Consider the following 21182-nt stretch of genomic DNA (forward strand, 5'->3'; position numbering starts at 1 on the left):
ATGTTTTTTTGTTTGTGCAATACATTTTTTTAAAAAAATCAATTCGTACCTTCGCGAATTCAAAATTGGAATTATGATTTTAACTGTTGATGTAGGGAATACTAGAATAAAAGCCGCTGTTTTTGAGGGTGATATACTTATCGAACATTTTGTTTTTTTGAAAAATGAGCTTGAAAAAAATATTGAAAACATTTTAAAAAAATTTGAAAAAACTACTCATTTAGTAGTTGCCTCCGTTGGAAATGTCGAAAAAGAATCTTTTTTGGTTTTTAACAAGGAGTTGATTGTGCATTTTGTTACTCATAACGATCCTTTTCCTTTTGTTAATCAATATGAAACTCCGCAAACACTGGGGGTTGACCGCATGGTTCTTGCTGCCGGAGCAACATTACAGTTTCCTAATCAGAACAGATTGGTCATTGACGCAGGAACTTGCGTGACCTATGATTTTATTGATCAAAACAATACCTATCTTGGTGGGGCTATTTCTCCTGGTTTACGTTTGCGTTACGAATCATTGCATAATTATACTTCCAAACTTCCTTTGCTTCAACTGGAAAGTCCAAAGCATTTTATTGGTACATCAACTTCTCATTCAATTCATTCCGGTGTTGTTAATGCATTGGTCTATGAGATTGATGGTTTTATCGATGAATATAGGGGACTTTATTCAAATTTTATAATAATTTTAACGGGTGGGGACACAGAATTTTTGGCTAAACGATTAAAAAATACCATATTTGCCAATTCAAATTTTCTTATAGAAAGTTTGAATCAAACATTTCAATATAAAATCAACAATGATTAAAAAAATTATAGTAAGCGTGTGTTTGCTTTTGTCGTTAGTTTCCTTCGCCCAGGAAGGGACTGCATCTCCTTATTCTTATTACGGAATTGGAGATATAAGATTTAAGGGAACGGTAGAAAGCCGTTCTATGGCCGGAGTAGCGGTAGAGCAAGACAGTATTCATATTAATTTAGAAAACCCTGCAAGTTTTGCGCATTTGAAACTTACTACCTTTACTATTGGAGGGACTTTGAATACAGTAAAATTACAATCAGACAGTAAAACTGAAAGTGCAAAAAGAACAACCTTAGATTACCTTGCTGTAGGATTGCCTTTGGGGAAATGGGGTGTTGGTTTTGGATTGATTCCTTACTCTTCTGTTGGTTATAAAATAGAATCGATTTCTGAAGATGTTAACTCAAATAACAGACGTTATAGTGGTACTGGTGGTGTTAATAAGGCGTTTTTAGGTATTGGTTATAAGGTTACTCCAAAATTTAGCGTTGGTGCTGATGTGCATTATAATTTCGGAAAAATAGAAACTAATAGTCTAGAGTTTATCACTGAAGTTCCTGTGGGAACTCGTGAAATGAACACTTCGACTTTGTCTGGTGTTAATTTTAATATTGGTGCAATGTATCAAACAAATATTAATAAAAAGCTAACGCTATACAGTGGTTTGAATTACACAATTGAAAACACTTTGAAGTCTGAAAATACTAGAAACATATCTACGGTTATATACAATTCAGGATTTAATTTGTCTGTAGTTGATGTTTTAGAAGAGCAAAGTAGTAATGTTGATTTACTATTTCCAGGAAAATTCTCATTGAGTGCAGGTATTGGAGAATCTAAGAAATGGCTTGTAGGAGGTAAGATTGCTTATCAAAAAACTGCGGCTCAAGCTAATGCTTATAATGATGCAGGTAATGTAGGTTATGGGAAATATGGAAGTGTAAGCTTGGGAGGTTATTATATTCCAAATTACAACTCTTTTTCTAGCTATACCAAAAGGATTGTTTATAGAGGAGGTTTGAAATATGAAAAAACGGGACTAGTTGTTAATTCAGAATCGATAAACGATATGGGATTCACATTAGGTTTAGGTTTGCCAATTACTGGAACCTATGCTTCTAATGTAAATATAGGTTTTGAATTAGGTAAAAGAGGGACGACAAATGCAGGTTTGGTTCAAGAAAATTACGCTAAAATTAGTGTAGGCTTTTCTCTTAATGATAAATGGTTTCAACAAAGAAAATTTGACTAAGATTAAAATAATAACATATCACTTTGTCATTCTTGACGTATGATTTTATTAAAAAAATATAAAATAGTTCCCGTAGTCACAGCCTTTGCTGTGACTATGTTTTTTGGTTGCGAAAGCAAATTCAAAGAGGTGCAGAAGATAAATTTCACCGAGTTCGTGCCTAGCGGAGATGCAGATAATGTAAATTTGAAGTATACTGATTCTGGTCTTATAAAAGTGGTGTTGCTCAGTCCTAAAATGTTGGATTATTCCAGTATTGATTTTCCTTTTACGGAATTTCCAAAAGGCATTGATGTTACTTTGTATGACGATAAAGCCAAAACAACACGCGTGACTTCAAATTACGCAGTATCTTATAAACTTACAGGAATCATAGATTTACAGGGGAAAGTGAAAATCGTCTCACAGAATGGGCAGACACTTGAAACGGAACAATTGTATTACGATCAGAAGAATGAGTGGTTTTTTACTGAAAAAAAGTTTAAATTTACAGATTTAAAAGGATCGTCAAACGGACAAGGAATCGATTTTAGTAAAGATTTTAAAATTATCAACTCACAAAGAATAATGGGCGAATTCGATTCCGCTGAATAATATTAAAAAATTAGATTATGGGCTATTTAAAATTCACACCTTATATTTACCTTATTTTTGCATTATACTTCATTTACGAAGGAATGGCAAAGTGGAATGATCCTGAAGCGACGCCATGGTTGAGCTTTATGATTGGTGGGCTGGCAATTTTCATGTTTTTCTTTAGAAGAAAATTCGCGAAAAAGATGGAAGATCGAAATAGCAAATCCTAATATATGGGAATTGGTATAATAATACTATGTTTAATATTAAGTGCGTTTTTTTCAGGAATGGAAATCGCATTTATCTCCTCCAATAAAATTTATCTTGAAATTGAAAAAAAACAAGATAACTTTCTCTCTAAGATACTTACAAAACTTACCGAAAAACCATCAAAATTCATTGCAGCTATGCTTATTGGAAACAATATTGCCTTAGTGGTGTATGGTTTTCTAATGGGAGAACTATTAATGAACTGGATTGATTCGTTTCAGTATCATTTTTCAGATTTACTGAATCTTCTTATACAGACATTCCTGTCAACGTTACTTGTTTTGATAACGGCTGAATTTTTACCAAAGGTTTTTTTTCAAATATACGCTAATACCCTAATTAAATTTTTTGCAATACCAGCGTACGTGTTTTACATTTTGTTTTATCTGATCTCTTCATTCTTTATCTGGGTTTCGGATTTTATATTGAAGAAGTTTTTCGGGTCTGACGGCGATCAAGTGCAGCTCTATTTTAGCAAGATAGAATTGGGGAACTATATTGTCGAACAAATGAGTACTGTTGACGACGACGACGACGTTGATTCAGAAATCCAAATGTTTCAAAATGCATTGGAGTTTTCGGGAGTTAAAGCTAGGGATGTGATGAGTCCTAGAACTGAAATCGTAGCTATCGATTTGTTTGATTCGATATCGGAGCTTAAGGAATTATTTATAGAAACAGGCTACTCGAAGATCGTGGTATATGAGAATTCATTGGATGATATTGTTGGTTATGTGCATTCTTATGATTTATTTAAAAAACCCAAAAATATCAAGGCGATTGTAATTTCTGTTGAGTTTGTTCCGGAAACAATTTATATAAAAGACGTCATGAATTTGCTAACCAAAAAACGCAAAAGCGTAGCGGTAGTGCTGGATGAATACGGAGGGACTTCAGGTATTGTTACGATTGAAGATATCGTGGAGGAGCTTTTTGGTGAAATAGAAGACGAACACGATTCTGATGAAGAGCTCATAGAGAAGGAATTGGGAGATGATACTTATATTTTTTCGGCTCGATTTGATGTAGAATATTTGAATCAAACCTATAAACTTAATATTCCTGAAAGTGATTCGTATGGGACATTAGGCGGTTTTATCGTCGATTTTACTAATGATATACCGTTAAAAGGGGAAGTAATTACGATAGGAACTTATCATTTCGTAATTGAAGAAGCCACAAACAAAAAAATAGAATTGGTTAAAATGACCGTAAAAGAGTGATTTATTTTAGAAAAATATTTTTTTTGTAAAATAAAACGCTTGTAGTATAATTATTAATCATATAATTGTATTTTCGCAAACTGAATATCAAATTAACAACAATAAAAATGGCAGTTTTATCAAATATTAGACAACGTTCCGCATTAATGATTGCAGTTATTGCATTCGCTTTATTTGCTTTTATCATTGGTGATTTATTTAACAGTGGTGGTTTCAGCAGTACATCAAAAGACGTAGGTAGTATCAATGGGAAAGATATTTCTTTTGAGGATTTTAGAATCAAAGTGAGTAATGTTGAAAAAAGCGGTCAAGGGATCACTTCTACAGCAGCAGCAAACAGAGTTTGGGATCAAGAAGTATCAGTTGCTTTGTTGACATCTGAATTTGAAAAGTTAGGTTTAAGAGTTGGTGAAAAGCATTTAATGGAAGTATTGAAAGCAGATGAAAATATTGGGAAAAATCCAATGTTTTTGAATGCTGCTGGAATATTTGATGTTGCTAAATTTAAAGAGTATTTCAAATCAAACCCTGCGCAAGCACAATATTTAGTAGAAAGAGAGAAAGATGCCGAGCTAAATGCAAAGTTTCAGATCTATAATACGATGATAAAATCAAGTCTTTTTACAACAGAGAGTGAAGGGAAGTTGAAATATGAAATGGAAGCAAACAAAGTGAATTTCGCTTATGTTGCCGGATTGTATTCTACTATCAAAGATAGTGACGTAAAAGTTACTGATGCTGAGATTATGGATTACATGAAGAAAAACGAAAAGAAATTTAAAGCAGATGAAACTCGCGAAGTGGAATATGTTTTGATTGAGGATAAAGCTTCAAAAGAAGATGAGTCAGAAGTTAAATCAAGAATTAACGGATTGTTATCTGGTAGTGTTGTTTACAATCAAACGACAGGGAAAAATGATACTTTGTCTGGGTTTAAAACAGCTAAAAACACAATTGATTTTGTGAATTCAAATTCAGATGTTCCTTACGATTCTACTTATATCGCTAAAAAAGAATTGCCTGCTATCGATGCAGATCAATTGTTTAATCTAGCACCAGGCGAGGTATACGGACCTTATATTTTTGGAAATTATTATGCTCTTTCAAAATCTTTAGGTAAGAAATCAGGAGTAAATGCAAAAGCAAGTCATATCTTAATTAGTTATGAAGGCGCACAAGTACCTAATCAAAAAGAAAAAAGAAATAAAGAAGAGGCCAAAGCGAAAGCAGAAGCAGTCTTGGCGCAAGTTCAGGCAAACCCTGAAAGTTTCATGATGTTAGCTTTTTCAAATTCGGATGATTCTTCAGCACAACAAGGTGGAGATTTAGGTTATTTTGGTCCAAACCAAATGGTGAAACCTTTTAATGATTTTGTTTTCAATAATGGTATTGGTAAAGTAGGTTTGGTTGAAACTCCTTTTGGTTTTCATATTATCAAAATTACTGACAAGCAAGATGGAATTCGTTTAGCAACTATTGCTTTAAAAATTGAAGCTTCTGAAGCTACTTCAGATAAAATGTTTACGCAAGCGACTAAATTTGAAATGGAATCTGCGGATAAAGGTTTTAGCAAAGTAGCAAAAGAAATGGGACTTAAAGTTGAAGTTCCTGCGACTGTTAAAGTAATGGATGAGAATTTTGGTCCTTTAGGAAACCAAAGATCGATTGTAAGATGGGCTTTTGAAGGTGATACTAAAGTAGGTACGGTTAAGAGATTTGAGGTTGCTAACGTAGGACACGTTATTGCAACTGTTAAAAATATAGATAACTCAGGATTAGCTCCTATATCTCAGGTTAGAGCTTATGTTGAGCCTATCCTTAAAAACAAGAAGAAAGCAGAATTGATCAAAGCTAAAATGTCAGGTTCTTCTTTAGAAGCTATTGCAAAAGGAGTTGGGTCTACAGTACAACAAGCTACTGATGTGACAATGCAAAATCCAGTTTTAGCAGGAGGTGTTGGTCAAGAGCCGAAAGTAGTTGGAAATGCGTTTGCGTTAGCAGCAGGTAAATTATCGGCAACAATTGAAGGAAACACAGGAGTATATGTTGTGAAAAATGTTAGCACTGTAAAAGCAGCAGCTTTGAAGGATCACGCTCCATATGTTTCACAATTGAAGGCTCAGTCAGCAGGTGATGTAAACAGAGTTTTACCTGCCTTAAAAGACAATGCTGAAATTAAAGACAATAGAAAGCAGTTCAATTACTAGGAAAAGATATAGTTGTTATTATTTCATAAAAAAACTCGATACTAAGTATCGAGTTTTTTTATGCTTATTTTTTAAAGTTAATCCTGCAGTATCATTTCTTCGTAGGTTAAAATTGTGTTGTATCCTTTTTTAGTAAAATAATCAGTTGGATTGGCTTGAGTAATTGCAAGTATGAAATCTCCTCCCCAAGCGCCTAGGCTTTTTATTTCCCCTTCAAAATCATTAAACAAGCCTTCTTTGACGGTTTTTGTCTCTAGGAGGTGACTCATCTCTGTTTCGTGTTTTACGATTGCTTGCGCAAAAGAGGTGATGGTTTTGGCGCTTAACGCATCTTGTGTGATCTTGTCAATCGTACCGATGCTTTTATCTAAATTGTAGGCTATGTTGTTTCGGTATTGTGCAATAGAGGCTTTACTGCTTTGTTTTTTATTCAGATAGACAAAGTAAAGGTTGTTTTTAAAGATTGGATTGAAAGTGACTTTTTCGACAATAGGTTCGCCTTTGTCAAGATGATACAAGATCGGGCTGTTGTTTTGTGCGCAGGCAATATCGTAACCGCTACCGCCAAAACTTGTTTTAAGCAGTTTGAAAGCGTCAATTTGTAGCCATTGTGCAATATTATTGATTAAGGTAGATGAAGTGCCTAATCCCCATTTTTTAGCGAATGTCAGTTCGGTTTTTATCTGGTAGCCATTTGAATTTGTTATAAAGCCTGTATTTAATAAATAAGCCTCATGTAGAATCGTGACTAAAGTGGTCTTTATGGTTTCTTTTTCTGAAAAAGATGGATTCATTATTTCCGAGAAAGATATGCTGTCTTCAAACCAGATGCTTCCATCGGCGTCACAACTTATCCAAGATATTTCTTGCTTCGTTCCCTCTTCCACAATTAGGGTTTGTCCAAATTTTGTAGGTAATGCAAATGCTGTGGCGCCGTCTAAAACCAGATATTCTCCTGTAATCAAAAGTTTTCCGTTGCTGTAGAATGTTTTTTTCATTGATGCTGAATTTATTTCAGTATGTTTTTTTATTCCCGATATCGCCGACATCCTTTGCTTGATTTTTATAATAGTAGTAAAAGTTTATTGGATTGCTGCACTAGTTCGGCTTTCAGCATTGTGTACGGGAAGAGCTTTTATTATTATTTTCGAAGATTTTCAATCATTTCAACAACTGCACTGTGGGAAACAGCGTTATGTTTAAAATGTTTTCGAATCAAAATGCGTTCGTCGTCACTAGCGTCAAATTGGTTCAGAATGTTGTTTAAATGCATTTTCATGTGGCCGTCTTGTATGCCTGTTGTAGTCAGTGAGCGTAAAGCAGCGAAGTTTTGTGCTAAACCGGCAACGGCAACAAACTGCATTAATTCTTTGGCAGAGGGGTTTTCTAACATCTCTAGTGATAGTTTTACCAAGGGGTGCAAAGAGGTGAGTCCGCCCACTGTTCCTAAAGCTAGTGGGATTTCTAACCAAAATGTAAAAAGGCCATTTTCAATTTTAGCATGTGACAAGCTAGAATATTGACCTGATTTAGCAGCGTAAGCATGAATTCCTGCTTCAACTGCACGGAAATCATTTCCTGTAGCCAATACTACTGCGTCAACTCCATTCATGATTCCTTTATTATGTGTAACGGCTCTAAAAGGTTCCACTTCTGCAATTTGAACCGCCTGCACAAATCGCTCCGCAAAATCTTGTGGATTTTCAATATGTTTTTCGGCTAATTCATTGACAGGGCAGGAAACCTCGGCTCTTACAATACAGTTAGGGACATAATTAGAAAGAATACTCATGATTACCTGGATGTCCTTCTCAGTTTCAGAAAACAGGGTGTAAGTCAGCGCTTCTTCTTTTAATGTTTTGGCAAATTGCTCTAAACAAGAATTGATGAAATTTGCTCCCATGCTGTCTTTTGTTTCAAAAGTGGCATGAAGTTGAAAATAATTAGGTAGTAGGTTTGTTTTGTCGTTCAAGACAATATCAAGAATACCACCGCCACGTTTTTGCATGTTTTTAGTAATGCTTTCTGTCTCTGCAAAAAATTTTGCTTTGGTTTGAACAAAGAACAATTCTAGTTTCGAAATGTCTCCTTTGAATATAAAATGGACTTGGCCGATTTTTTCGGTATTCAACACAGTTGCTTTAAAGCCTCCCCGGGTAGACCAGAATTTAGCTGATTTAGATGCCGCAGCAACAACAGAGCTTTCCTCAATCGCCATGGGAATCGTGCTGTATTTTCCGTTAATTAGGAAATTTGGGGCGACTCCAAGAGGGATGTAGAAATTAGTTATGGTGTTTTCAATGAATTCGTCGTGTAGCTTTTGTATTTTTTCATCTGAATTCCAGTAGTTTTTCAGTAAAATGATTGCTTCAGCAGGTGTTGAGAAGTATTCCTTGGCAATCCAATTAATTTTTTCTTCTTTGGATAATTTTGAAAAGCCGGTTACAGGGTTATTCATTTTCAATAGATTATAGTAAAATTAGGTGCAAAGATACATTTTTAGTGGTTTTGTAGGCATTTAATTGTGGTCATTAAAGGGCTTTTTAGAATATATTTTTCAACATTTAACACATGAAATGTGAGATAATTGTAAATTTTTCATTAAAATTGGACTCTTTTTTACATATAAATCAATAGTATGAATTCTAAACAATTTTCGGTCTTATTTTTATTTTTGTGTTTCAGTGTTTTTGGACAGCAAAAAATTTCAGTTGAAAAAATTTATATGGGTGCTTTTCGTGCCCAAGGGATGGACGAACTGCATTCTTTGAAAAACACAAATCAATATACAGTATTGAATGAAGATAAAGACGGAGAGCAGCAAATTGATTTATTTGATTTTGCAACTCTAAAAAAAACAAGTACTTTATTCGATACAAGTAAATTTTCTAAGGATTTACCAAATCTTTCAAGCTATACGTTTGACGATACTGAAAAAATGATTTTGTTGGCTTTTAATTCAAATCAGATTTTTAGACATTCCTTCACAGCAGATTACTACTTATACAATACGACTAATAAAGAATTAACTAAGTTGTTCGACTTTCAAGTACAGGAACCTACTTTTTCGCCAGATGGTAAAAAGATTGCCTACGCAAAAGAGAATAATCTTTATGTGTATGATTTGAAAACAAAAAAATCAACTCAAATTACCACTGACGGTAAGAAAAATACAGTTATAAACGGTATTACGGACTGGGTTTATGAAGAAGAATTTGCTTTTGTAAAGGCTTTTGATTGGAGTGCCGATAGTCAAAAGCTGGCTTATATTCGTTTTGACGAAAGTCAAGTTCCTGAATTTTCTATGTCAAAATTTGGAAAATCGTTGTATCCTACGATTGAAACATTCAAATATCCAAAAGCAGGGGAGAAAAACTCTCTTGTTTCATTACATATTTATGATGTTGCAGCAGCAGCTACTAAGAAAGTTAATTTAGGCAATTATACTGATTTTTATATTGCACGCATGCAATGGACGAATGATTCTAATGTGTTGTCGGCTCAGGTTTTGAATCGCCACCAAGATAATTTAGACTTATTGTTTATTGATGGTACTACAGCAACGTCAAAAGTAGTGTTGAATGAAAAAGATAAAGCTTACGTAGATGTTACTGATAATTTGACCTTTTTAAAAGACAATAGTTTTATATGGACTAGTGAGAAAGACGGCTTTAATCATATTTATGTATACGATAAAAACGGAAAGTTGAAGAACCAATTAACAAAGGGGAACTGGGAAGTGACTTCTTATTATGGTTTTGATGAAAAAGCAAATACGATTTTTTATCAGTCTACCGAAAATGGTTCAATTAATAGAGCTGTTTATAGTATTGCTTTGAATGGAAAAAGCAAAAAAGCATTGTCGAATCAAGTTGGAACGAATGACGCAACATTTAGCCCGAACTTTCAATATTACATCAATACCTTCTCTAGCGCAACACAACCTACAACTTACACTTTAAACGAAGCGAAGTTAGGTAAACAATTGCAGGTTATTGAAGACAATAAAGCATTGGCGACAAAATTGAAAGAGTTTGATTTGCCATCCAAAGAATTTTTTGTTTTAAAAACAGAAAAAGGGAATGAGTTAAACGCTTGGATTATTAAGCCTAAAGATTTTGATGCTTCAAAGAAATATCCTGTTTTTATGTATCAATATTCAGGACCTGGGTCACAACAAGTGGCTAATCAATGGAACTCAGCAAACGACTATTGGTTTATGATGCTTTCTCAACAAGGATATATAATTGCTTGTGTTGATGGTAGAGGAACTGGTTTTAAAGGCGCCGATTTTAAAAAAGTAACCCAGCTACAGTTAGGGAAATATGAAGTAGAAGATCAAATTGATGCTGCAAAGGTAATAGGGAATTATGCATTTGTAGATAAGTCTAGAATAGGTATATTCGGTTGGTCTTACGGTGGCTTTATGTCGTCAAACTGCCTTTTTAAAGGGAATGATACTTTTAAAATGGCAATTGCTGTCGCACCAGTAACTAACTGGAGATTCTATGATAGTATTTATACAGAAAGATACATGCAGACTCCACAGGAAAACGCTAGCGGATATGATGATAATTCACCAATTAATTATGTTGCAGGACTAAAAGGGAAATTCCTTTTGATTCATGGAAGCGGTGATGATAATGTACATGTTCAGAATTCTATGCAAATGATGGAAGCGTTGATTCAAGCTAATAAACAATTTGACTCACAGATTTACCCAGATAAAAATCACGGAATTTACGGTGGGATGACTAGAATTCAGTTATACAATAAAATGACTAATTTTATCACAGAAAACCTTTAGTCTGTAAATGAATACTACGAGTTCTACTTTAGAGGAAATCCAGGATTTTGAAGGCAAGTACCCAAAACAATTGTGGTACTTGTTTTTTAGTGAAATGTGGGAGCGTTTTTGTTTTTATGGAATGCGCGGTATGTTAGTGATTTTTATGGTGAGTGAGCTTGCTATGAATGACAGAGTTGCTAATTTGCAGTACGGAGCAACGCAAGCTTTTGTGTATGCATTTACTTTTATAGGAGGTTTATTTGCCGATAAAATTCTCGGTTATCGGAAATCCCTTTTTTGGGGTGGTATTTTGATGATTGTTGGAAGTATGATTTTAGCTTTCGATCCAAAACAATTTTTCTTTTTCGGAATCAGTTTTACCATCATAGGAACGGGTTTCTTCAAACCTAATATTTCTACCATGGTAGGAAAGTTGTATAAAGAGGGCGATGCCAGAAGGGATGCCGGTTTTTCTTTATTTTATGCTGGAGTAAATTTAGGTGCCTTGATTGGTGGTTATTTATGTATCGCTGTCGCAAATGGTTCGATGCTAACTTCAATTGTTCCGGAGCATCTGCGTTGGAATGTTGCTTTTGGCTTTGCAGCTTTTGTGATGCTTATCAGTTTGCTGACTTTTACGCAAACACAAAAAAGTTTAGGTGATATTGGACTTTCGCCTTTGGATCATATGGAGAAATCCAAAAAGAAAACTTTAGAAGTTGTTACTTACATCGGTTCACTAGTAATCATTCCAGTGATTATGACCATGGTTTCAAATACAGAGTATACAGATATATTTATGTTTATTATTGGCCCTGCTTCACTTTTGTATTTGTTTTACGAAATGAGAAATTTTTCTGTAGCAGAGAATAAGAAATTAGTAGCTGCGCTTGTTTTCATCATATTTTCGATTTTTTTCTGGGCATTTTTTGAGCAAAGCGGTGGATCGTTAAGTTTGTTTGCTGCGCATAACCTAAATAATACTGTTTTAGGAATTCCTTTAGATCCTAATGGAGTAAATAATTCGGCTAACTCTTTTTTTGTTATTGTTTTTGCTGCTTTGGTAGGTTTGGTATGGCTTTGGATGCACAAAAGAAAAATTGAACCCAACACTGTAGTAAAATTTGGATTGGGATTTTTATTTCTAGCAGCAGGTTTTTATGTGTTCTATTACACTAAATTCTTTGCAGATGCCACTGGAAAAACTTCTTTAGATTTGTTTACATTTGGCTGGTTTATAATTACTTTTGGTGAGTTGTGCTTATCTCCAATAGGAATGTCTGTAATGACTAAGCTTTCGCCAAATAAAACTCAGGCTGTAATGATGGGGATGTGGTTTTTAGCGAGTGCATATGGTCAATACTTTGCTGGATTGTTAGGAGCAAATATTGCCGAAGCTTCAGAAAACGCAACTAATCTTGAAAAATTAACGGTTTATGCCGATGGATATAAGGACTTAGCAATTTATGCATTAATTGCAGGAGTCGTTTTAATTGCAATTTCGCCATTGGTGAAAAAATTAATGCAAGAAGTTAAATAAAATAATTAGTAATCTAAAAATAAATTATGTCAAACACTACAACTGAAGATCATTTTAAATCGACCTTATTTGGTCATCCTGTTGGATTATTCATATTGTTTTTTACTGAAATGTGGGAACGCTTTTCATATTACGGAATGCGTGCCTTATTGGTATTATACATGACAACCGAAACAATGGGAGATTCAAGAGGACCTGGTTTAGGGTGGACAAGTCAAGAAGCGTTGGCTTTATACGGATGGTACACGATGTTAGTATATGTTATGTCGATTCCGGGAGGTATGATTGCCGATAAGTTATTGGGGCAAAAGAAAGCTGTTTTGTTAGGTGCTGTAATTCTTTGTATCGGACATGGAGTACTGGTTTTTACAGATACTTGGGCTTTTTATACAGGTCTTGGTTTGGTTATTTTAGGAGTTGGATTATTGAAGCCAAATATTTCTACCATGGTAGGTGGTTTGTATCCGCAAGGAGATATTCGTAGAGATAAAGGATTTAGTATTTTCTATATCGGAATAAATACAGGATCGCTTTTAGCAACTATGGTTATTGGATTTATTGTGGCACAGTGGGGATGGCATGCCGGTTTTGGTTTAGCCGGAATAGCAATGGTATTAGGTCTTGTGGTTTATGTTTGGGGACAAAAATACTTAACGCAAGTTGGTAATCTTCAAGTGCAAGAAACTGCTGTCGTTGATGAAAGTTCATACGGTGTGCTTTTCAAGAATTTATTAAAGTCACAAACACAATTATTTATTACAATTGCTCTTGCTGCTGTTTCCGTTTTTGGATGGTATAGTTTAGGTTGGGGATTCGGATTGTTGTTTATATTCTTGACAGTAATCGCTGCTTTAATGATGATGATCTATAAAGAATTAGATTCGCAGCAAGATAAAGACCGTTTCTTAGTTTTACTGTTGTCATTTATTATGGTAATTATTTTCTGGGGTGCTTATGAGCAAGCTGGGGGATTAATGAACTTATATGCCGACTCAAAAACGAATAGAATGTTGTTAGGGATGGAAGTTCCTACAGTAATGTTTCAAAGTTTAAATGCTGGATTTATTATCATTTTTGCCGCAATTGTTGCGTCTTATTGGGCTAAACGTAAATTAAAGGGAAAAGAAGCTTCTTCGATTTTCAAGATGGCAATAGGTATTGTTATTATGGGATTTGGATTCTTGTTCATGGTTTTTGCTACTATGGAATTTGAAAAAGTAGGTTCTTCAAGTATGTTATGGTTGGTTATGGCCTATTTGTTTCATACCATTGGAGAATTGTGTATTTCGCCAGTAGCCTTGTCTTTTATAACTAAATTATCTCCAGTGAAATACGCTTCGCTAATGATGGGAGTTTATTTTGCTGCAACAGGTTTAGGGAATAAAGTAGCTGGGATTATTGGAGAATCAGCGAGTGAATTAGGAGAATATGCTGTATTTTTGGGGATTTTAGTTTTTACAATTGTCATTGGAGCTCTGTTCTTAATGTTGCTAAAACCACTAAACCGTTTGACTCATGGTGCTGAGTATAACGAAAAATAATATTTTTTAACTAATAATTTAAACAGATGAGTCAAAATACTTCAGACCAATTTTTTAAAGATTCCGTTCTGGGACATCCGGCAGGACTGTTCGTTTTGTTTTTTACTGAGATGTGGGAGCGATTTTCTTATTATGGAATGCGAGCACTGCTAGTGCTGTTTTTAACATCTTCCCTTGCCAAAGGAGGATGGGCTTGGAGCATTGAAGATGCGTTAGCTCTTTATGGAACTTATACTATGTCTGTTTACTTTACCCCAGTGATTGGAGGTTTTTTAGCCGATAGGTATTTGGGATATAGATGGGCTGTGATTTTAGGAGCGTTGGCTATGACCTTAGGACATGCGTCCATGGCTGTAGAGACGCCGTTGTTTTTATACATCGGTATAGGATGTCTGATTGTGGGTAATGGTTTATTTAAGCCTAATATGACTTCTATAATTTCAAATGCTTATGAAAGTCATCCAGAAAAGAAAGACGGAGCATATTCACTTTATTATATGGGAGTTAATGCAGGTGCATTCTTAGGAATAATGCTTTGTGGATATATAGGTGAAAAGATTTCTTGGAGCTGGGGCTTTGGTTTAGCTGGAATTTTTATGTTCTTCGGAATGTTACAATTTTATTTCACTCAAAATATTTTTGGAGACATTGGCTTAAAGCCAACATTAGCTTCTAAACAAGAATCAAAAGAGAAGGCCGCAAAAGAGAATTTGGCGCCAAATATTGTCCGTGATCGAATTATAGCAGTGTTGATATTTTCTATTTTTACAGTTTTCTTCTGGGCGGCGTTTGAGCAAGCTGGAGGATCAATGACCATTTTTGCTGAAAAATTCACCCAAAGAGAGTTATTTGGAAGTAGTGCGACACTTTTTAAAATTGCCGATACAATATTGACAATTGTTCCTTTGTTGATCATTACTTATGTGTTGATTAAATTATTTTCTAAAACTTTTAAGAAGTATTCAACAGGTAACCTTATTTTATCATTGAGTTTCCTTATTATCTGGGGAATTGTCCTTTGGAAAGTAGGAAGAGAATTTAATGCAGTTGGAACAGAAGTACCTGCAACATGGTTTGGGATTCTGAATTCATTATTTATAGTTGTTTTTGCACCTGTTTTTTCAAAATGGTGGGAAAGTAAATACAACCTTTCAGGTCCTATGAAGTTTGGGTTGGGCCTTACTTTGTTAGGTTTAGGTTTTGGTTTCCTAGCTTATGGAAGTATGGGTATTGATACTGATTCAGTAATTCGAGTAAGTATGTTTTGGTTAATCGCGGCCTATTTATTTCATACTTTAGGAGAGCTGTGTATTTCTCCTGTAGGATTATCTTATGTAAGTAAATTAGTTCCTCCAGCTTGGATTGGTATAATGTTCGGAGTTTATTACTTATTTATCGGTATGGGGAATAAATTAGCAGGTTCAATGGGAGGAATGATTGAGACGATTACGGCTCAGTACAGTTTGACTACTTTCTTTCTTATTTTTACAATTGTTCCTATTGGTGCTGGTTTGATAATGATACTATTATCTCCTTTAATGAAAAAGTTAATGCACGGTGTGAAATAAAAATATAGCATTATATTTGTTATTGCATTATTAAAATAAAGTTTTATGAAAAAAACAGTTATCCTATGCTTCTTATTCTTTGGTATGCTTACAGCACAATCACAAGAGCTTAATTGGCATACTGATGTTAAGGAAGCAATTTCTATAGGAAATAAAGAGCATAAACCATTGCTATTGTTTTTTACAGGTAGCGACTGGTGCGGATGGTGTATTCGTTTGCAAAAGGAAGTGTTGCTAACACCTGAATTTGCAAAATGGGCAGCTGAAAACGTTGTTCTTGTCGAATTAGATTACCCAAGAAGAACGCCTCAAAGTGATGAAATAAAGAAACAAAACGGTGAATTACAACAAGCTTTTGGTATTCAGGGATTCCCTACAATACACTTTGCAAATGGTTCTGATAAAGAAGGTAAAGTTAATTTTGAAGGCTTAGGAAATACTGGTTATGTAGCTGGTGGTCCTTTAGCCTGGCTTGCTGTTGCAAATGAAATTCTTAAGAAAAAATAATACTTTTCAATTTAGTTTGAAATATCCCTTTTCGGCAACAGCGTGAAAAGGGATTTTTTGTTTTTCGCAACTGGATTTCCAATGCTTTTGAAGCGTTTTGAAGTTTGAGGCATCTGCTACGACTATTCTTGGTTTTAAGAGATGTAACATACGGTCGATATTTATTCTAGGGGACTGCGTAATGAGAATAATATCTGGTTTGATGTCTTTTGGATAGGTTCCAAGACTGTCTAGAATAAGGATTTTATTGTCCTTAAAAAAAGCGGTGTTTTTAATTTTTTCCTCACTTTTTATAGTACTGAAATTAGCAATTAAATATGATTTTAATACGCTGTTGCTTTTCGCGGTTTTTAGAATGCTATCATTCGAGTAAAGAACCACATTTTCTCCATTGCGCGTTGTTATCATAGTGTTTTTTTTCAGGTTAAAAACAACCCATTCGTTTTCATTTTTAATGTCGTGGTGCGTCATCACGTAAGAAACTTGGATAGTCGTCACTGCAATCAATACGATAATGAGTTTGGGGTAGCTTGGTTTTTTAAACCAAATTATAGAGGCTAGAATCAATAAATAGCAGCTAGCCATCAAATAGATGTTAAACGGAATGTCACGAATTATAAATTGCTCGAATGATGCAATCGAATTGATTATTCTATTTAGTAGATAGATTCCCCATTCCAATGGCTTGGAGAGAAAAAGTGGGATAAAGTTAAAAGCAGCTAAGACCATAACCAATACTCCTAAAATCATTAAAACACTCAATAATGGTATAATGACTAGGTTTGTTATAAAAAACAAACCAGGGAACTGATGAAAGTAGTAGATACTCAAAGGTAAAGTTCCTATCTGGGCTGCGAATGAAACGGTGAGTATTCCCCACATATATCCAAAGGCTTTTGTTTTAGGGGTCCATATAGAGGCAAGAAGTGGTTGGAACCAAATTATAAAAAACAAAGCAATATAGCTTAGCTGGAAGCCCACGTCAAAGAGAAAAGAAGGTTGGAAAAGCAATATGAGAAAGATCGATACTAATATTGTGTGATAGATGTTGACGCTTCTCCTCAAATGATATCCTATGGCTACAAACGAAAACATAGTGACAGAACGCACTACTGATGTTGCTAATCCTGCTATTAACGCAAACGAGCATAACGAGAAGAGAATAAGGCTTAGTTTTAAAAGGCTACCTTTTCGTGTATTCGGAATCGGTTTTAGGACAAAAGTAATAAAGAGTAAAATAAAGCCGATGTGTAGCCCGGAAACAGACAAAATATGTATGGCGCCTGCATATTGGTAATCTTGTATGATTTCGGGAGAAATGTCTTGTTTCTGTCCCAAAATTAACGCTATGGCTACGTTTAATTCTCTTTTATTGAAATTGCTTTTTTGTAGATTGTGAATGATAGTAGTTCTTAGTTTAGAACTATAATACCAAATGTCTTTTTTATACTCTGAACCTATGCTGATTGACTCTTTATCTGAATACAGCTGTGCATAAATCTGTTTCTTTTGTAGATAGGCGCTATAATCAAATTGATTTGGATTATTTGGTGGTTTATTTTTATAGGCAGTTCCTGTAATGTGAAGGAAAGTACCAGTTTCGAATGGAAGAGTCAAGCTGTCTTTTCGTACATTTAAAAGTATTCTGCCAGAAGTAGTTTTATTGTCGATTTGATTAATCAATGCAATATAGCGATCGTTAGAAGTCGTGCTTTTTATTTTTTCTCTTATGACAACGGATAAATGATGGGGTTTGTCAAAAAAGCTACTTTCATTAATGTAATTGCTCTTTTTATAATAGTCTGTATGGATAATTTGTGTAGTGATACCTATAAAAAAAGACACTATAAAAGTGCCTATACCAAAATAAACAGTATTTGTAAACGTGTTTTTTTGTACAAAATAACTAATCGCTAAGATAATTAGGCTAACGAACAGGGATCCAAATACTATGGTCAGTTCTGGTTTTAGATAGAAGGCGGCCAATATGCCCACTATAAAGCCAATTGTGATTCGCGCTAATGGGAACTGCAGTACTTTCATAGTTCTAAGGTACAGATTTTTAGCAAGCTAAAATTTATTTTTTTATTCTAAAATTCGACTGAGCTGAGCAAACGTATTTTTGTAGTATGACTGTTTGGTAGAAGAAATAATGACCCCTTTTGAGGTGGAGCTGTGTATGAACTTTATTTCATCATTGTTAGCCTCGATTACTATCCCAACATGATTTATTTTTGACCGGTTATTCGTCTTGAAGAATATTAAATCACCCTTTTTAGCTTCGTCAGTATTTTTTCCTAGATCGGTTCCGGCCTTTGCCTGTTCTGCTGAAGTTCTAGGAAGTTCTATGTCAAACTCGCTAAAGGTTGAATACACCAAGCCTGAACAATCATAGCCAGATTTAGTTGTTCCTGCATATTTGTATTTAACCCCGATATTTTTTGATGCCGAGTCTACTATTTCGTCAATGAGTTTGTTCGTTTTTCGGCCGTTTATATTCGTATTGTTTGTTGCGTTCTTCTCTTTAGTAGTTACTATTGGCGAGGACGATTTACAGGAAGTAAATAAGACAAGTAATAATGATATGTATAGTAGTTGTTTCAAAAGAGAGAGTTGGGGATTGTTAAATGTTATTTTAAATCAGCGACTATCAAAGCAGCGGTTTTTTCACTAGCGCCTATACCACCTAATTTTTTTTCTAGTAGATCGTATTGTTGCAACAGTTGTTTACGGTAGTTAGGCTCCAATATTTTTTGTAATTCTCGTCGAATGTTTTTTGTATTGAAATCTTCTTGGATTAATTCGGTTACCACTTCTTCATCCATGATTAAATTGACAAGCGAAATGTATTTTAATGTGATAATGCGTTTTGCAATTTGGTATGAAGCCCAGCTGCCTTTATAACAAACCACTTCAGGTACTTTGAAAAGAGCTGTTTCTAGTGTAGCTGTTCCAGAGGTAACTAATGCTGCAGTTGCAATTTTTAATAAATCATAGGTTTTATTAGATATGAATTTGATGTTGTTAGTAGAAATGAATTTTTCGTAGAAAGAGTATTCTTGACTTGGCGCTCCCGCAATCACAAATTGATATTCAGGAAAATCATCTACAACACTCAACATTACAGAAAGCATTTTTGTAATTTCTTGTTTACGGCTACCGGGAAGTAAAGCAATAATGGGTTTGTCATTCAATTGATTCTCATCCTTAAAAACAATTGGGTCAACTATCGCTTGGTTATGAATAGCATCTATTAAAGGATGCCCTACAAATTCTACTGGAAATTTATGTTTGTTTTCATAGAATTCTTTTTCGAATGGTAAAATGACATACATTTTATCGACATCTCGTTTGATTTCGGTAATTCTACTTTCTTTCCAAGCCCATATTTGTGGAGAAATATAATAATGTGTCTTGATGCCTAGTTCTTTTGCCCATTTAGCGATGCGCATATTAAAGCCAGGATAGTCAATAAATATAATTACATCAGGTTTAAATTCTAAGATATCTTTTTTGCAAATCTTAATGTTACCTAAGATGGTTTTCAAATTAAATAGCACTTCGACAAAGCCCATGAAAGCTAATTCTCGATAATGCTTCACCATAACACCGCCCGTTCCTTGCATTAAATCACCACCCCAAAATCGGATGTCTGCATCTTTGTCTTCCTTAAATAAGGCTTTCATCAAATTAGAACCATGCAGATCGCCCGATGCCTCTCCGGCTATAATGTAGTATTTCATTTTTTAAGGATGTAAGTTGGTAATTTGATTTCTGTAAACAAAATTAGTTATTGCATGTACAGGAATCAAACTATTGGGCTTTTTTTAAATAAGCAAAGTAAATATCGCAATCAAAATCACTGCTAAAATGATACCTCGCGCCATCATTTCCTTATTCAATTTCAATAGAACTGCAAATAGTACTAAATCTAGAATGCTGCCGAGGGTAATTAATTTGCCGAGAGAACCTTGAGCTCTCATCGTTTGTGCGCCAGTCGTAAAATCAAAATCAGTAAATAGTTTGATAAAAAGGTAGCTACCTAATAAAGAAGCTAAAAGACCGACCATGAATCCTATTAGTATGTCCCTTTTATTCATTCCATTTCCAAGTGTTGAGTAAAGGTGTAGCATGATAGGCAGTCAAATCGAATTGAACGGGAACCACGGATACATAGCCGTTTGCAAGAGCCCACTCGTCTGTGTCTTCTCCTTTGTCTTGGTTTACGAACTCGCCAGCAAGCCAATAATAGTCTCTTCCTTGGGGTGTTTGTCGCTTATCGAATTTTTCAACCCACATGGCTTTAGCCTGACGGCAAATTTTTATTCCTTTTATGTTTTCTTTTGTCAGTTTTGGGAAATTTACATTTAAAACGACTCCTTGTGGCAATTTGTTTTCCAGTGTTTCTACGGTGATTTTTCGAATAAAAGGCTTCATAGTTTCAAAATCAGCATTCCAGTCAAAATCCAAAAGTGAAAAACCTATTGCTGGAATTCCTTCAATACCTGCTTCGACAGCAGCACTCATTGTTCCAGAATAAATTACATTTATGGAAGAATTTGATCCGTGATTGACTCCCGAGACACAAAGATCTGGTTTTCTTTTTAGGATTTCATTTACTGCTAATTTTACGCAATCGACAGGAGTTCCGCTACAACTGTATTCAGTAATTACGTCATTTTCCTTTGATAATTTGTTTAAATATAAAGTGTTATTTGTAGTTATGGCATGACCCATTGCACTTTGAGGTTTGTCAGGTGCAACTACTATAATCTCGCCAATCTCGGCCATTACGTCAATTAATGCTCGAAGTCCAGGTGCCGAAACGCCATCATCATTAGTAATTAAGATTAAAGGTTTAACTTTGCTCATTGTTGTATTTTTTAGTAGGATTAATGTTGTCAGGG

At 34.7% G+C, this 21182-nt stretch carries 18 protein-coding genes; 11 read left to right on the forward strand and 7 right to left on the reverse strand.

All coding sequences use genetic code 11. From position 1 onward, the window contains the following. Window positions 1–73 precede the first annotated feature (73 nt). The 6 genes from HJ01_RS04975 to HJ01_RS05000 all read left to right on the forward strand — a co-directional run bounded on the left by HJ01_RS04975 (window position 74) and on the right by HJ01_RS05000 (window position 6330). Window positions 74–808, forward strand: coding sequence for a type III pantothenate kinase (locus HJ01_RS04975; RefSeq protein ID WP_007137221.1), 735 nt, complete (start codon window positions 74–76; stop codon window positions 806–808). Further along, window positions 801–2054 (forward strand): hypothetical protein, encoded by a 1254-nt coding sequence (locus tag HJ01_RS04980; RefSeq protein ID WP_007137222.1) that lies wholly within the window; start codon window positions 801–803, stop codon window positions 2052–2054. Before HJ01_RS04975 ends, HJ01_RS04980 begins: the two co-directional genes overlap by 8 nt. A gap of 39 nt (window positions 2055–2093) precedes the next feature. Continuing rightward, window positions 2094–2648 (forward strand): LPS export ABC transporter periplasmic protein LptC, encoded by a 555-nt coding sequence (gene lptC / locus HJ01_RS04985; protein ID WP_007137223.1) that lies wholly within the window; start codon window positions 2094–2096, stop codon window positions 2646–2648. 17 nt (window positions 2649–2665) lie between these two features. Next, window positions 2666–2860 carry a hypothetical protein gene (locus tag HJ01_RS04990; protein ID WP_007137224.1) on the forward strand — a complete coding sequence of 65 codons (195 nt, stop codon included), beginning with the start codon at window positions 2666–2668 and terminating at the stop codon, window positions 2858–2860. 3 nt (window positions 2861–2863) lie between these two features. After that, window positions 2864–4123, forward strand: coding sequence for a hemolysin family protein (locus HJ01_RS04995; protein WP_007137225.1), 1260 nt, complete (start codon window positions 2864–2866; stop codon window positions 4121–4123). A 107-nt stretch (window positions 4124–4230) separates the two neighbouring features. Then, complete coding sequence (locus HJ01_RS05000) at window positions 4231–6330, forward strand: peptidylprolyl isomerase (protein WP_040473705.1); 2100 nt, start codon at window positions 4231–4233, stop codon at window positions 6328–6330. Between the two features lie 77 nt (window positions 6331–6407). Here the strand turns inward: HJ01_RS05000 and HJ01_RS05005 are convergent, their stop codons facing one another. Then, window positions 6408–7328 (reverse strand): GYDIA family GHMP kinase, encoded by a 921-nt coding sequence (locus HJ01_RS05005; RefSeq protein ID WP_040473715.1) that lies wholly within the window; start codon window positions 7326–7328, stop codon window positions 6408–6410. A gap of 143 nt (window positions 7329–7471) precedes the next feature. Next, window positions 7472–8788 carry a hydroxymethylglutaryl-CoA reductase, degradative gene (locus tag HJ01_RS05010; protein ID WP_007137229.1) on the reverse strand — a complete coding sequence of 439 codons (1317 nt, stop codon included), beginning with the start codon at window positions 8786–8788 and terminating at the stop codon, window positions 7472–7474. Window positions 8789–8968: 180 nt separating this feature from the next. On the opposite strand from HJ01_RS05010, the gene HJ01_RS05015 reads away from it, so the two are divergent. Genes HJ01_RS05015 through HJ01_RS05035 form a run of 5 tightly spaced genes read left to right on the forward strand, consistent with a single transcriptional unit; the run spans window position 8969 to window position 16275 of the window. Next, the gene (locus HJ01_RS05015) at window positions 8969–11137 is read left to right on the forward strand and encodes a S9 family peptidase (RefSeq protein WP_007137230.1); all 2169 of its coding nucleotides are present in this window, start codon (window positions 8969–8971) and stop codon (window positions 11135–11137) included. A 7-nt stretch (window positions 11138–11144) separates the two neighbouring features. Further along, window positions 11145–12659 carry a peptide MFS transporter gene (locus HJ01_RS05020; protein WP_007137231.1) on the forward strand — a complete coding sequence of 505 codons (1515 nt, stop codon included), beginning with the start codon at window positions 11145–11147 and terminating at the stop codon, window positions 12657–12659. A gap of 26 nt (window positions 12660–12685) precedes the next feature. Beyond that, the gene (locus HJ01_RS05025; protein ID WP_007137232.1) at window positions 12686–14200 is read left to right on the forward strand and encodes a peptide MFS transporter; all 1515 of its coding nucleotides are present in this window, start codon (window positions 12686–12688) and stop codon (window positions 14198–14200) included. Window positions 14201–14226: 26 nt separating this feature from the next. Beyond that, on the forward strand, window positions 14227–15768 hold the full coding sequence (locus HJ01_RS05030) for a peptide MFS transporter (protein ID WP_007137233.1): 1542 nt from the start codon (window positions 14227–14229) through the stop codon (window positions 15766–15768). Between the two features lie 45 nt (window positions 15769–15813). After that, window positions 15814–16275 carry a thioredoxin family protein gene (locus HJ01_RS05035; RefSeq protein ID WP_007137234.1) on the forward strand — a complete coding sequence of 154 codons (462 nt, stop codon included), beginning with the start codon at window positions 15814–15816 and terminating at the stop codon, window positions 16273–16275. A gap of 6 nt (window positions 16276–16281) precedes the next feature. On the opposite strand, the gene HJ01_RS05040 is transcribed toward HJ01_RS05035, so the two are convergent. The 5 genes from HJ01_RS05040 to surE all read right to left on the reverse strand — a co-directional run bounded on the left by HJ01_RS05040 (window position 16282) and on the right by surE (window position 21147). Continuing rightward, window positions 16282–18318: a ComEC/Rec2 family competence protein gene (locus HJ01_RS05040; protein WP_007137235.1), complete on the reverse strand. Its 2037-nt coding sequence runs from the start codon at window positions 18316–18318 to the stop codon at window positions 16282–16284. Between the two features lie 42 nt (window positions 18319–18360). Next, on the reverse strand, window positions 18361–18879 hold the full coding sequence (locus tag HJ01_RS05045) for a C40 family peptidase (protein WP_007137236.1): 519 nt from the start codon (window positions 18877–18879) through the stop codon (window positions 18361–18363). 26 nt (window positions 18880–18905) lie between these two features. Next, window positions 18906–20018, reverse strand: a complete 1113-nt coding sequence (gene lpxB, locus HJ01_RS05050; protein WP_007137237.1) for a lipid-A-disaccharide synthase — start codon at window positions 20016–20018, stop codon at window positions 18906–18908. Between the two features lie 84 nt (window positions 20019–20102). Beyond that, a complete protein-coding gene (locus tag HJ01_RS05055; protein WP_040473706.1) occupies window positions 20103–20375 on the reverse strand; it encodes a hypothetical protein in 273 nt (90 codons plus the stop codon). Next, window positions 20368–21147: a 5'/3'-nucleotidase SurE gene (surE, locus tag HJ01_RS05060; RefSeq protein ID WP_007137239.1), complete on the reverse strand. Its 780-nt coding sequence runs from the start codon at window positions 21145–21147 to the stop codon at window positions 20368–20370. The genes HJ01_RS05055 and surE overlap by 8 nt, the downstream gene beginning before the upstream one ends. Between the last annotated feature and the right edge of the window lie 35 nt (window positions 21148–21182).

It is taken from the genome of Flavobacterium frigoris PS1 (genome assembly GCF_000252125.1).
GTDB lineage: Bacteria > Bacteroidota > Bacteroidia > Flavobacteriales > Flavobacteriaceae > Flavobacterium > Flavobacterium frigoris_A.

Excerpts from the sequence above, each read along its gene's own strand:
- HJ01_RS04975 (WP_007137221.1), top strand. The coding sequence starts at position 74 with ATGATTTTAACTGTTGATGTAGGGAATACTAGAATAAAAGCCGCTGTT.
- HJ01_RS04980 (WP_007137222.1), top strand. The coding sequence starts at position 801 with ATGATTAAAAAAATTATAGTAAGCGTGTGTTTGCTTTTGTCGTTAGTT.
- lptC (WP_007137223.1), top strand. The coding sequence starts at position 2,094 with ATGATTTTATTAAAAAAATATAAAATAGTTCCCGTAGTCACAGCCTTT.
- HJ01_RS04990 (WP_007137224.1), top strand. The coding sequence starts at position 2,666 with ATGGGCTATTTAAAATTCACACCTTATATTTACCTTATTTTTGCATTA.
- HJ01_RS04995 (WP_007137225.1), top strand. The coding sequence starts at position 2,864 with ATGGGAATTGGTATAATAATACTATGTTTAATATTAAGTGCGTTTTTT.
- HJ01_RS05000 (WP_040473705.1), top strand. The coding sequence starts at position 4,231 with ATGGCAGTTTTATCAAATATTAGACAACGTTCCGCATTAATGATTGCA.
- HJ01_RS05005 (WP_040473715.1), bottom strand. The coding sequence starts at position 7,328 with ATGAAAAAAACATTCTACAGCAACGGAAAACTTTTGATTACAGGAGAA.
- HJ01_RS05010 (WP_007137229.1), bottom strand. The coding sequence starts at position 8,788 with ATGAATAACCCTGTAACCGGCTTTTCAAAATTATCCAAAGAAGAAAAA.
- HJ01_RS05015 (WP_007137230.1), top strand. The coding sequence starts at position 8,969 with ATGAATTCTAAACAATTTTCGGTCTTATTTTTATTTTTGTGTTTCAGT.
- HJ01_RS05020 (WP_007137231.1), top strand. The coding sequence starts at position 11,145 with ATGAATACTACGAGTTCTACTTTAGAGGAAATCCAGGATTTTGAAGGC.
- HJ01_RS05025 (WP_007137232.1), top strand. The coding sequence starts at position 12,686 with ATGTCAAACACTACAACTGAAGATCATTTTAAATCGACCTTATTTGGT.
- HJ01_RS05030 (WP_007137233.1), top strand. The coding sequence starts at position 14,227 with ATGAGTCAAAATACTTCAGACCAATTTTTTAAAGATTCCGTTCTGGGA.
- HJ01_RS05035 (WP_007137234.1), top strand. The coding sequence starts at position 15,814 with ATGAAAAAAACAGTTATCCTATGCTTCTTATTCTTTGGTATGCTTACA.
- HJ01_RS05040 (WP_007137235.1), bottom strand. The coding sequence starts at position 18,318 with ATGAAAGTACTGCAGTTCCCATTAGCGCGAATCACAATTGGCTTTATA.
- lpxB (WP_007137237.1), bottom strand. The coding sequence starts at position 20,018 with ATGAAATACTACATTATAGCCGGAGAGGCATCGGGCGATCTGCATGGT.
- HJ01_RS05055 (WP_040473706.1), bottom strand. The coding sequence starts at position 20,375 with ATGAATAAAAGGGACATACTAATAGGATTCATGGTCGGTCTTTTAGCT.
- surE (WP_007137239.1), bottom strand. The coding sequence starts at position 21,147 with ATGAGCAAAGTTAAACCTTTAATCTTAATTACTAATGATGATGGCGTT.